11 protein-coding genes are annotated in these 13,063 nt (G+C 38.6%); 1 reads left to right on the forward strand and 10 read right to left on the reverse strand.

The annotated features are described in order from the left end of the window. Positions 1-207 precede the first annotated feature (207 nt). Positions 208-948 (forward strand): 2-phosphosulfolactate phosphatase family protein, encoded by a 741-nt coding sequence (locus QUD05_RS26555; protein ID WP_289798695.1) that lies wholly within the window; start codon positions 208-210, stop codon positions 946-948. Positions 949-1,097: 149 nt separating this feature from the next. Here the strand turns inward: QUD05_RS26555 and rfbD are convergent, their stop codons facing one another. The 10 genes from rfbD to QUD05_RS26605 form a co-directional block, all read right to left on the reverse strand. Beyond that, on the reverse strand, positions 1,098-1,988 hold the full coding sequence (gene rfbD / locus QUD05_RS26560) for a dTDP-4-dehydrorhamnose reductase (protein WP_289798696.1): 891 nt from the start codon (positions 1,986-1,988) through the stop codon (positions 1,098-1,100). Between the two features lie 277 nt (positions 1,989-2,265). Continuing rightward, a complete protein-coding gene (gene rfbC / locus QUD05_RS26565) occupies positions 2,266-2,811 on the reverse strand; it encodes a dTDP-4-dehydrorhamnose 3,5-epimerase (RefSeq protein WP_289798697.1) in 546 nt (181 codons plus the stop codon). A 113-nt stretch (positions 2,812-2,924) separates the two neighbouring features. After that, entirely contained in the window at positions 2,925-4,001 is a 1,077-nt protein-coding gene (locus QUD05_RS26570; RefSeq protein WP_289798698.1) for a glucose-1-phosphate thymidylyltransferase, read from the reverse strand. 91 nt (positions 4,002-4,092) lie between these two features. Beyond that, entirely contained in the window at positions 4,093-5,187 is a 1,095-nt protein-coding gene (locus QUD05_RS26575; protein WP_289798699.1) for a glycosyltransferase family 4 protein, read from the reverse strand. Continuing rightward, a complete protein-coding gene (locus QUD05_RS26580) occupies positions 5,187-6,347 on the reverse strand; it encodes a glycosyltransferase family 4 protein (RefSeq protein ID WP_289798700.1) in 1,161 nt (386 codons plus the stop codon). Before QUD05_RS26580 ends, QUD05_RS26575 begins: the two co-directional genes overlap by 1 nt. An 8-nt stretch (positions 6,348-6,355) precedes the next feature. Beyond that, positions 6,356-7,327, reverse strand: coding sequence for a GDP-mannose 4,6-dehydratase (locus tag QUD05_RS26585; protein ID WP_289798701.1), 972 nt, complete (start codon positions 7,325-7,327; stop codon positions 6,356-6,358). 257 nt (positions 7,328-7,584) lie between these two features. Continuing rightward, positions 7,585-8,760: a glycosyltransferase family 4 protein gene (locus QUD05_RS26590; protein ID WP_289798702.1), complete on the reverse strand. Its 1,176-nt coding sequence runs from the start codon at positions 8,758-8,760 to the stop codon at positions 7,585-7,587. After that, positions 8,757-9,680 carry a glycosyltransferase family 2 protein gene (locus QUD05_RS26595; RefSeq protein WP_289798703.1) on the reverse strand — a complete coding sequence of 308 codons (924 nt, stop codon included), beginning with the start codon at positions 9,678-9,680 and terminating at the stop codon, positions 8,757-8,759. The genes QUD05_RS26590 and QUD05_RS26595 overlap by 4 nt, the downstream gene beginning before the upstream one ends. Then, positions 9,677-11,293 (reverse strand): glycosyltransferase family 4 protein, encoded by a 1,617-nt coding sequence (locus tag QUD05_RS26600; protein ID WP_289798704.1) that lies wholly within the window; start codon positions 11,291-11,293, stop codon positions 9,677-9,679. Before QUD05_RS26600 ends, QUD05_RS26595 begins: the two co-directional genes overlap by 4 nt. 29 nt (positions 11,294-11,322) lie before the next feature. Continuing rightward, positions 11,323-13,038 (reverse strand): methyltransferase domain-containing protein, encoded by a 1,716-nt coding sequence (locus QUD05_RS26605; protein ID WP_289798705.1) that lies wholly within the window; start codon positions 13,036-13,038, stop codon positions 11,323-11,325. Positions 13,039-13,063: the final 25 nt, after the last annotated feature.

Raw genomic sequence — 13,063 nt, forward strand, 5'->3', positions numbered from 1 at the left:
CTTGTTTTAGATTACAGGATAGTGCAGCAAATATGAAAGTCTAAAAGCATAAAAATGGACTTTTTGAGTATTTTTGTATTGAATGGGTTACATCGTGCATATTTGATGCTAAAAAATTGTTTGCGAATAATTGTGACTATAGTTAGTGACACCAACTAGGTAGAATGTTATTTGCGGCAGTAGTATTAAAACAGGTGTATCCAGCCCGTGAAGTTATTCGTATACCACACTCCTGAATTGACTCCAACGGATAAAGCGCCAGAATGTGCGATCGCAGTCGATGTCTTGCGAGCCACTAGCACAATAGCGACTGTCTTGGCATCTGGAGGCGAAGCTGTACAAGTATTCAGCGATTTAGATCAGTTAATTGAAGTTAGCGAAAAATGGCCCCCTGAAAAACGTCTGCGGGCTGGAGAACGCGGCGGCGCGAAAGTCGCTGGTTTTGAGTTGGGAAACTCTCCCCTCGACTGCACACCAGAATTAGTGCAAGAGCGGCGTTTGTTTATCAGTACCACAAACGGCACTCGTGCTTTACAAAGGGTACAAGACTCCCCAAATGTATTAGCAGCAGCCTTGATTAACCGGGCGGCGGTGGTGCAATTTCTCTTAGATAAGCAACCAGAGACAGTATGGATTGTCGGTTCCGGTTGGGAAGGCAGTTATTCCTTAGAGGATACAGTTTGTGCAGGTGCGATCGCTCATAGCATTTTGCAGCAAACCAAGTTGTCACCTGAAGAACTCGCTGGTAACGATGAAGTAATTAGTGCGATCGCTCTTTACTCTCAGTGGCAAGATAACTTATTAGGATTACTTCACCAAGCTAGTCACGGCCAACGATTGTTGCGTCTTGACTGTCTAGATGATTTAAAATATTGTTCCCAAACTGATATTTTAGATGTCTTGCCAATACAACATGAAACGGGAGTATTAAAAAGTCAAAAGAAATAGCGAATAGGGAGCAGAGGAGGCAGGGGGAGCAGGGGGAGCAGGGGAGACAAGGGAGACAAGGGGGAATTATTGATTGAACAAGTCTCTCCCTTGTCTCCTCCCTCTTCCTTGTCTACTTTGTCTCTTCTCCATGCCCAATGCCCAATGCCCTATTCCCCATGCTCAATTTTCAAATCTGTGAGCATTTGCCGGAGTCTTTGTCGCCAATGGGGGGGATAAGTCCCTAGAATTGCCGCAATTTTTCCACAAGCAAGGACGGAATAAGCAGGGCGACGGGCTGGTGTGGGATATTCGGCGGTTGTAATGGGGACAACACGTTCAACTTTCAAAGGGAAGCCTAGCTGTTGGGCTTCTTCAAAAATGGCGACGGCAAAATCATACCAGCTAGCAACGCCGCTATTAGTGTAGTGATAAGTGCCGCTAATTTCTGGAGTTAATTGGGGAATCGTCTGGGCTATAACTGCCGCTATATCTTGCGCCCAAGTCGGGCTACCAATTTGATCGGCGACAACACGGAGTTCTTGGCGTTCTGCACTTAGTCGCAGCATGGTTTTAACAAAGTTACTTTTGCCAAAGGTTCCATAAACCCAAGCTGTGCGGAGAATGAGATGATGGGCGCAATTTTCCCGAATAGCTTCTTCTCCAGCGAGTTTGGTTTTACCATAAACACTCAACGGATTAGTCGCATCAGTTTCTTGGTAAGGGCTACAGCCATTGCCATCAAAAACGTAATCGGTCGAAATATGAATTAGAAAAGCTCCTAACTTTTGGCTTTCTTGGGCAAGAAATAGGGGTGCAAAAGCATTAATAGCGGTAGCAAGTTCGGGTTCGCTTTCGGCTTTATCTACAGCAGTATAAGCGGCAGCATTAATGATGATTTGTGGCTGCTTGGATCTGATAACTTTGCGGAGGGTATCGGGTTGGGTAAGGTCTACTGTTGGGCGTGCTACTGAGATAATATCGCCGGATGATGAAAGTATTTGTTGTAGTTCCTTACCCACTTGACCGTTACTACCAATCAGCAAAATTGATTTAGTCATTTGTCATTTGTCACTTGTACTGAGTTTCGACTGCGCGGTAATCGAGCGAAGTCGAGATTCAACTACCGCGAAGCCGTTGGCGTGGTAACAGAGCGTAGTCGAAGTGCAGCCTCTCGTAGAGAAGTATTTGTCATTTGTACAAGAGAAGCCACGCTCACTCTTTAACGTGGTTTGAATTAGTCCGATGAAAGACAAAGTTTTTCCGCACACTATAAAAGTAAGCTTAGGGTATCACAAGAGGCTGGGTATCTGACAAAATCCAATGACCAATGACCATTTAATCAAATACTTCAGCAGTTCTGAAAGATTTACCCGCTTGGTCTTTAGCTGATAAAATTGGTGGTTCACTCAGGGGCCAATCTATCGCTAAATCTGGATCGTTCCATAGAATTGTGCGATCGCTTCGGGGCGCGTAGTAATCTGTAGTTTTGTAGAGAACTTCGGCTATTTCTGAAAGCGCCAGAAAGCCGTGAGCAAAGCCTGGTGGTATCCACAGTAGGCGTTTGTTTTTAGCACTGAGTTCATAACCTACCCACTTACCGAAGGTCGGCGAACTTGTTCTAATGTCTACGGCTACATCAAAAATAGTGCCAACAATCGCCCGAATGAGTTTACCTTGAGGTTGTTGGATTTGATAATGCAATCCACGTAAGACGTTTTGTTTAGAGCAAGAGTGATTATCTTGGACGAAGTTCGTAACAATCCCTATCTCTTGAGCAAATTTTTGGTGGTTGTAAGCTTCAAAAAATAAACCGCGTTCATCTCCAAAGACTTGGGGTTCGAGTTGGATAACTTCGGGAATTTTGGTATGTACAATGCTCATTAATATTATCAGTAATGTGCCACAGTCTTAATTATGAGAATAATTTAATACTTGTATTTTACAGGTATTAGAATAAGATTTTGACTGTGGCTTTTTTCTTTTGAATAAGTAAATCACGTTAGTTCAATTTGACAGTCATCGCCAATCATAAATCGCAAGGCTTTAGGGCGACGGGGTGCAAGATTCAATTGTGCCCTTTGTCCAATCACACTATCAATAATGCGCTGATGGATGCCGACAATTTTAGCACCTTCTAAAATAACGCTGTGTTCTAAATCAGTATCAATGAGTGTGACATTGTTAGCGATGCTACTATAAGGGCCAATAAAGCAGTTTTCTAAATGACAATTGCTACCAATGATTACTGGCCCCCGAATTGTGCAGTTAATTACTTTAGATTTTACCCCGATTTGGACTCGTCCAATAATCTGACTTTGGGCATCAATTTCGCCCACAACTGATGCTGTCAGATAAGTATCGAGAATCAATCTATTAGCTTCTAATAAATCATCTTTTTTACCAGTATCTAACCACCAGCCTTGGAGATTGTGGGCTACAACCTGCTTTTGCTGATTAATCAGGTATTGAATAGCATCGGTGATTTCCAACTCGCCTCTGGTGGAAGGTTGAATATTTGCGATCGCATCATAAATAAGGTGAGAAAAGAAATAAACCCCTACCAATGCCAGATTTGAAGGAGGAACTTTGGGTTTTTCAATTAACTGTAATACCCGTCCTGTTTCATCCACCTGAGCCACACCAAAGGCACTAGGGTTAGCAACTGAACGTAAGAGAATCAAAGCATCTGGCTGTTGTTGGCTAAATTGTTGCAGAAAGTAACGTAACTCACCTAGTTGAATCAGGTTATCTCCTAAGTACATAACAAAGGGAGAATCTCCTAAAAAAGGACGAGCGATTTGGACGGCGTGAGCAAGTCCAAGTGGCTTATCTTGTACGATGTAGGTAATGTTCGCTCCAAAGTTTTCTCCATTTCCGGTTTTTCCTTGGACTTCTGCCCCGGTTTCTGGACTGATGATGATGCCAATATCAGTAATACCAGCCGCGACCATTTCTTCAATGCCATACCATAAAACCGGTTTGTTAGCAACTGGTACAAGTTGTTTTGCCCCGCTGTAGGTGAGGGGACGTAAGCGTGTACCTTTACCGCCAGAAAGAATTAGTGCTTTCATAAGGATTTAGGATTAATTACAAGTCATTAGTCAAGATAATCTGAAATCTTGACAAAATCCCAAATCATTGCATTTAAATTCTGGCGTTGATTTATAGGTAACGGGATAACACCTCGGCGGTTGCTTTTCCTGTTTTTTCCCAACTGAATTTTTGAGAGTGAGTAATACCTTGACTAGAAAGGCGCGATCGCAATTCTGAATTAGTTGCAATAGACTGCATTGCCTCTGTAATTTCTCCGGTGTTGTAGGGATTGATCAGAATCGCCGTATCGCCAGCCACTTCAGGTAAAGAAGAGAGATTGGAGGTAATCACGGGAGTACCACAAGCCATTGCTTCGAGAACAGGTAAACCAAAACCCTCCCAGAGACTAGGAAAAACCAGAGCGATCGCTTCATTGATGATTTTTGGTAATTCGCTGTAAGGTACATAGTCAAGGAACTTCACCTGATTAGTTACACCCAATTCTGCAACTTGTATTTTTAAAGTCGGGGTGTAACGCGAATCAATTGGCCCTACTAACCATAGTTCATAGTCTTTGCAGTTAGGTAACGCCGCAAAAGCACTGATGAGTCGCTGGATGTTTTTGTAAGGATCTTGGCGACCAATATAGAGAAAGTAGTTGCTGGTGGGGAGGTTGAGAGGAAGGAAGTGAGTGCGATCGTGCGCTAAAGGAATCGGAGTAATTTTACTGGCGGGAATTTGGTAAAAATCAGTGATGTCTTTAGCCGTAGTCTGGGAGATGCAAATAATGTGTTGTGCTTGCTTAAGAACTTGGGGAGTGTAGTAGCGATGGTAGGGTGTAAGTGGTGAAAAGCGTTTGCCAAAGCGCAACGGTATCATGTCAAAAGATGTGACAACAAAACGGCAGTTGCTATAAAGGGGTGCTTCCGGTAGCGGGGAGAATAAAAGATTAGATTTGAGATTTTTATATATTTGTGGTAATTGAAATTGTGTCCAAATCAGGCGCTTAAAATGACCTTTTGTACCGTGGTCTGGTGTTAAGTTTGACGGTATTGGATAGCAGTCAAAATAGGGACATTTTTGCGCTACTAATAGAGTCGGTTGCAAAGATTTTAAATAAGGAAAAAGGTTTTGAGCATAGTTGCCTATACCCGTTGGTTTAGACAAGAGAATAGATAAGTTAATAATTAATTGTTTGGCAGAGGTATTATCTACTATTTTCATTAAATAATGGTTCTATAAGCGTTTAATGTTTCTTTTGCCGTTCTTTCCCAAGAAAATAATTTTGCTCTGGCTTTCCCTTGATAAATTAATTCTTGACGTAACTGAGAATTACTGATTACTTTCAGTATGGCTTCCCCTAGTTGGATAGAGTTACTAGGGTCAACTAGTATAGCAGCATCTCCTGTAACTTCTGGAATTGAGGAAGTATTGGAACTGATCACAGGAGCGCCTAGAGTCATTGCTTCCAATACAGGTAAACCAAACCCTTCGTAGTGAGATGGATAAACGAAGACATCAGCTTTTGAGTAAAATAATGCAACTAATTCATTGGATAGGTAATTAAGATGATGAATTTGGTTTGCCCAAGGGGAATTTTCAATAGCTGCAAATATCGGTTCGTAATTCCATCCTTTCTTACCAATTAATATTAATTGATGTTCAATTTTATACTTTTCTTTTAAAAAATTAAAAGCTGTGATTATAGTATTAATATTTTTTCTTGGCTCTATTGTGCTGACAAAAAGTAGATATGGCTTAGAAAAATCATAATTAGCTTGTTTTTCTAGCTCTTGGGCAATTTCCTCAGACAAGTAATTAGGATAGTAGCGACTAGCTAAAGGTGTAACATAGACTTTGCTGGGGTCTACTTTCAAATATTCAATAATATCTTTTTTAGAGCTTTCTGAAATTGTTAGAACTAAATCTGTCCACTGTAAACATCGCTTTACCTTTTCTGTATATGTTTTTACAACTGAATCTATATAGTTAGGATATTTAATAAAAGTCAGATCATATATATTCATTACCTTTAAACTATTTTGACAGGGATAAACTGAGTAATTTGTACCATGTAATATATCTGGAGAACCAAAATATTTTTCAAAGTAAGATAAACTAGGTTTAAACGCTAAAGCTAATAATAAATCTGAAATTCTTACAGGTAAAGGCAAGAGATACTGTTGAGAAGAATGTTTAAAAGATTTAGGAAACCTGAAATCACCCCGAAGCCAATTTTTTAACCCTGGTTGATACACTACTCCTAACTGAAAATTTTCTTCTTTTTGTAATACATCAAGAGCGCATATCAAATTAGCAACATAAAAGCCAACCCCACTGGGTTTTGAATCCACTGGGGTGGCATCAACTACAATTTTTAGCATCAGAATATTTAAGCTCCGCCGTTGCTCAATTTTTTTAGATCATAGTCAACCATTAACTCAATCAATTGCTCAAAGGAATGCTGAGGCTGCCAACCTAACTCCGTCTTAATTTTATTAATGGAACCAACTAACTGCACTGGTTCATCAGAGCGATAAAAAGCAGGATCAACTGAGACATAATCTTGCCAGTTGAAACCAACGCAGTTAAAAGCACACTCAACGAGTTCTCTGACAGAGTGAGTTTCACCACTAGCAATGATATAGTCATCAGGTTGTGCTTGCTGCAACATCAGCCACATAGCGTAAACAGCATCCTTGGCGTAGCACCAATCACGACGGGCATCTAGGTTGCCTAATTTTAGTTCATTTGCTAAACCCAGTTTAATTTGAGCAGCTGCATGGGTGATTTTACGAAATACAAATTCTGTCCCACGTCGAGGCGATTCGTGAGTATAAGTAATACCACAGCAGTTGTAAAGATTGTATTTCTCTCGATAGTTGACAGTCATCCAATGAGCATATGCTTTGGCAACACCATAAGGGTTCCGCGGACGAAAGGCAGTGCGTTCAGTTTGAGGTGATTCATCAGGTTGACCGAAGACTTCACTACTAGATGCTTGATAGAATCTGGCATCTGGTTTGCAGCGACGAATAGATTCTAAAATACGGGAGACACCAAGGGCTGTATATTCAGCAGTGAGAGCAGGTTGTGTCCAAGACAGAGGAACATAGCTTTGAGAGGCGAGATTATAAATTTCGTCAGGTTGAGCTTCGGTAATCACATCCATTAAAGATGACTGATCTAAAAGGTCGCCAGAGAGGATTTGGATATCGCCAGAAAGGTGATTGATGCGCTCAAGATTACTGGAACTTGAGCGGCGGACTAAGCCGAAGACTTGATAGCCTTTGGTTAGTAGTAGTTCAGCAAGATAAGAGCCATCTTGTCCAGTTAAACCGGTAATGAGAGCTTTTCTAGTCACAGTTATAATCCTACTGTTAAAAAAATAAAATTTAAAAGTTTATTCAGTATATGTTATGGCAAACTATTTAGTGAAAATCCAAAACTTTGTTTTACAATTAAGTCTGAAATGCTCTATTTTTGTAATTTCAACTAAGACCACAACAGTTGTCAAGGTTGTATTGCTGCCGATAGGGAAAAATCATCTAATGAGAATGAGCTTTTCTAAAAAAGTAAATTTAGTTTAAGCGTTTTTACGCTAGAGTTAAATTCCTATATTTAACTCATAAAAAATTGCTTTTTAATCTCCTTTTCAGAAGTTTTTTTAGGAAGTTCTAAAACATCTATATATGCTTGAGTTACTTGCTTTGCTGCTTTCGACCAGGAAAAATTATTGGCTTGTCTTGGACTATTAAACCTCAACACCTGACGCAATTTGTCATCTTGAAGTTTTGCAAATCCTGCCACGATATCAGCTTCATTTGTAGGATCTACATATAAAACTGCATCTTTGCCAACTTCAGGTAAACTCGTAGTATTAGAAGTTATAACAGCTGCACCAAGATCCATTGCCTCTAACACTGGCAATCCAAATCCTTCATAAATTGATGGATAAACAAATGCCCAACAATTTTTATATAGCCAGTTTAGTGTATCATCATCCACATACCCTAGTCTACGAATATGCTTAGTCAAGCCTATATTGACAATGAAACTTTCAAGATCGTCTTCTAACCATCCTTGTCCTCCTGCTAAAACCAAAGGTTTAGGATCGTTATAAATATCGATATATTTTTTGTACGCCAACAAAGTTCGGCGTAAGTTTTTCCTTGGTTCTAAAGTACCTACAGAAAGCCAAAAATTATCAGGTTCGAGGTCAGCAATAGGTTTTTCCTTATGATCATCCTGAAAACGACTTCCTAAATAGACTACGCGAGTTCTTTCTATTGGAAAGTGGGGAAATATTTCCAGAAATCGTTGTCTAGAATATTCAGAAATAGCAATAATTAAGTCAGCTTGCATTGCTGCATTGAAAACACCATTAAAACAATTCCATCGGTTGGCCTCAGAAGTATATTCTGGATGATCTAGGAAACTCAGATCATATAAAGTATAAACAAACCGAGCAGAAGTAAAACGAGGACATGAAAAGTTGTTCCCGTGAACAATATCTGGATTTCCCAATTTTTCTTCATCAATTGCTGCTGAAGTACTCCAAAAAGCTAGAGATTCATGATGTGAGAAATGGTCTAGTAGATGAGTACAATTACTTTTATGAAGGCGGCACGTGCTAGTTCCATGCTCTGTATCCCAAAAAGTGTTTCCAAATGCGGAGTAAAGCAAATACTCATTATTCTTGTCGCAGCTTACTAGGTGTTTTATAAGACTATCAGCAAAGTATCCACATCCTGCCTTGGCTTTTCCAGTTTGACTAATATCAAAACCGATCCTCATAATCTTTTCAATAGTAAAACTAAATTTTTAATCAGAAATATATTGGCAGCAATTAACCACCAAATCATCCTGACTGATGCATTAACTGAAATCGATTTTTTCCAATGATAAAATGACCACAGACTATTAAAAATTACTGCATTCACAAAAATCATGTTTTGAAGAGGTTTTGTTCTGTCTAACTTCCAATTCTCTTCTATCTTTACGTGTGCGTAAGCAAAAATCCATTTATCTGGCACATTTCCAAATTTGGAATGCATCATATTATTTATTTCATAATGCACAGCTATCCGTTGACCCAGTGTTTTATTAGTCTTATATAAGCGAGAACCAGAAAGCTTGCGTGGTATATAATGAAATGCTGTATTCTTTGCATAACGAAGCCACAACTCATAGTCCATACAGTACTTGAGAGAATCATTCAAGTCGCCATATTTTTTAACTAGACTACGGCGAAAAAATACTGATGGTTGGCAGAGAAAACAAGTTTCGATTAAACGTTGATAATTCCAAGCCTCAGTCGGATAAGCTTCAATAACTCGGTCTTGTTCATCAATGTGATCGGCATCACCATATATAGCTTCTATATTGGGATAAGATTCAAAAATCTCTTTAATCGCCTGAAAAGTTCCTGGATAGTAAATATCATCAGAATTAATCCAAGCAATTATGTCACCTGTGGTCATAGCGATACCTTTATTAACGGCATCTGCTTGTCCTTTATCAGGTTCTGAAACCCACTTTATGTACTTATCGTAATTTTTTAAGATTTCTACAGTCCCATCGGTACTAGCACCATCACAGATTACATACTCCATTTCTGTATCTGCCAATTGTTGAGATAGCACACTCTGTATAGTTCTTTCTATAAAACAACCCTGACCAAAAGAAGGTGTAATAACGCTAAATTTTAAGTTCACACCACACTCTCTAATGCTAAAATTGAACTAGATGACCCATCAACTAAGTTTACTCGACAATGGCGTACCATTAACCCAAGCCGACGTTGATCCGAGTTCAGATTTAGTTGACTAGGTTGAAAGCTAGGCGATATTTGCACTGTTACCACTTCACCTGTAGGCAAAAGTGGCCAAATAACTTTCTGTGATTCGCCCCGAAGGCAATTGTAAGAAGCTTTTCTCTGTTTAGTACGTAATTTTATCGTGGCTTTAGAGGTTGGATAAAATTCAGGAGTTTCAAACAAAATCTCTAGAGTTCGCCCTGACAAACCTGGCTCTATGGAAATATGAAACTCAGGTTCTGACCAACCATCATCATAAATGCCAGAAATCATTGTTTGAACTAATGTCTTTTGATTTAAAGCCTCTTTTTGAAAGATACTTAGATATTGGTAAGCCATTTCCTTACCATCAAATAACTCTAATCTTTGAAACCCTTTTTTTACCAGTTGTTCAACTAATAATTGATTACCGCTAATCTTTGCCAAACATGATGCTATCTCATCTGGTTTTCGAGGATCGAAATAGATAACGGCATCTCCTCCAACTTCTGGTAAGCTAGCAGCATTACTAGATAATACTGGCTTACCAAATTTCATTGCCTCTAAAGTTGGAATCCCAAATCCTTCATATAGTGAAGGGAAAATTAAACATTGGCATCCTTGCCAAACCGCTGTTAATGCCTCTTGATTTAAAAATCCTAAAAATAGGATATTGTCACTCAAACCCATAAGGTCTACTGCTTCCTTTAAGTGCTTTTCTTCATGTTCTAATGCACCTGTAAAAACTAAATCTAAAAATGAATTTGGAAACTGTTTTTTATATATTCCATAGGCTGTTAACAGGATACGATGGTTTTTATGTGGCCAATAGTTAGCAGGATAAAATGCATATTTTCGTCCTGCTAGACCTATACTGCTGAGATGCTCTATCACAGTGCTTTCATTTAATTCAACTAGGCGTTCATGAATAGAAATTGGTATAACAGCAAGTTTATCAGGGGGTGTTTTAAAATGCTTGATAAATGATTGGCGTGTAAAATCTGAAATACAAATGATTTTTTGAGACTTATTAAGAAGCTCAACTATAAATTTTGTTCGATGTTGCTGTTCTTGAGTAGTAAAGAAAAATTGATAGTCTAAATGCTGTAAATCATAAGCAATAGCTACTAACGGAATATCTTTGTCAGCATATGTTGGTGCAGAGAAAGGACAGAATAGTAAATTAATCTTATTTTCTTTCAGTAAGGAGCTAGAGCCTATAAAATCATTTAACTTAAAGTTGATTTTATTAACTATTTTTTTTACAAGTCTAGAGAAAAGCCCCAAATTACTTTTTTTTGGTGTATCAATTAAATCAGGAACTAATAGTCGCTCCATCCTGTTAGTCTCGTATTGGGCTAATTCTAAATGATTCCAAGGAGCTGTAAGGAGTAAGAAATAATGATGAGGTGCTAATTCTTGAAATTGCTTTAGTAGGGTCAATACTAAAACTTTAGCGCCTCCATTTTCACCACCAGGTCGTAGAGGAGTTAAATCTATAGCAATTCTTAGAGATGGTTGTAATTCGCTCATATGGTAATTAATACATTCAATTTTTGAGTCTATAATTTGTATCCTACAACTGCATAATCTTGCGCTCCGTAAAAGTAATCATTAAATCGTTCAGCTACCTCAGAACCACTGAGCTTATAAGTTTCTGGGTAAGGGTGAAGATTGAGAATTTTTACTTGGTGTAGACCTTGCGTTTCCAGAATAAATTTAATCATGGAGCTTGGCAAAGGATTATGATGCGTGGGATCGAAATAAAAATTACAACTACCAACTAATACATTTTGAGGATTAGGTGTTTCAAAAATGGCTAATCCACCAGGCTTAAGTACCCTGACTACTTCAGTGAAAAATTTCATTAACTTTGGAAAAGTTAGATGCTCAATAATATGAAAACCTGTTATCATTCCTAAGCTACTATCTGGTAAAGATTGTACATAAACCATTACATCCGCTTCTATCACCTCAAATCCCCTGGAGCGGGATTGTTCTACCATTACTTTGTTGATATCCAGACCTCTGGCTGTATATCCAGATTCCTGTAGCAACTCCAGCCATTCACCACGCCCACAACCTACATCTAAAATTGGTGATTCATATGTGCCTATCTTTGCTTCCTCAATCAATGGCAAATAAACTTTTAATCTGTCTAATATTTCTTCTCGACTACCTCGAAACTGCTCTTCAAATGCAGCATAAAAGGCATCTAAAAAGTGCATATCTTCATTTACAAAGGTTTCTAACTCCTTTTGAGTAAAAGGTTCTGGTAAACGTTTTCTTGCATCTTCCAAAAACACTGTTATTAAACGTTTTTGCTGCATTAAGTCATTTTTGAGGTAACTATCGTTTCTGATGTAATGCTCATTGATTTCTTGAATACGAGCATTTGCTGTATTTATACGATTATCTGTTGTAATTAATTGATCGCCCATTCTTTCAATACGAGCATCTACAATATTTTTATGCTCATCTATTTCTTGTACTAGACGATTCAGAGTATCCAAACGTTCTTGAACGCCAGTTAACCAGTTGGTAATTAAAGTATGAATAGCATTTAAGCTGTCATCTATTCCTTGGATACTGTTATCCAGAGTAACTAAGCGCTCATCCAACCCTTGAAAGCGATTCTCTACAGCAATCAAGCGCCTATCTAATTGTTGGATGCTGTTATCCAGAGTAACTAAGCGCTCATCCAACTCTGGAAAGCGATTATCCATAGCAATCAGGCGCTCATCCAACTCTGGAAAGCGATTATCCATAGCAACCAGTCGCTCATCTAGCCCTTGGATGCTGTTATTCATAGCAACCAGGCGCTCATCCAATCCTGGAAAGCGATTATCCATAGCAATCAGGCGCTCATCTAGCCCTTGGATGTTGTTATCCACTTGCGTTTTTAAAGTCGCAATGTGTTCCACCATCTGGTGATTAAGTGCTACAGACTCTTTTAGGGAATTAATTATACTAAAATTGATTTCTCGTTGATCTTTAAAGATAAAATTCATGATTTTTAGAATAAGTTTTTGCAACTTACCACTTAAATTCAAAGGAAAAAGATTAAGTTTATCTGGCCACTTTGTACGGGCACTTGAACGAGATTCTGCATTTTCAATAAAAGTTTCAATATAACTAATACTTAACTTCAAGTTTGATGTGTCTAGATTAGATTGTGAATCTCCTAACTGAGAATGAGCTTGGTTTTTGCTAATCTGCTCAACATTTTTATGTATTAATTCATCAATATTAGTTTCAGGATAATTGGATTCAATCATTTATTTATTACTTAACCTCAATTAT

This window comes from Nostoc sp. GT001 (assembly GCF_030382115.1).
Lineage (GTDB): Bacteria > Cyanobacteriota > Cyanobacteriia > Cyanobacteriales > Nostocaceae > Nostoc.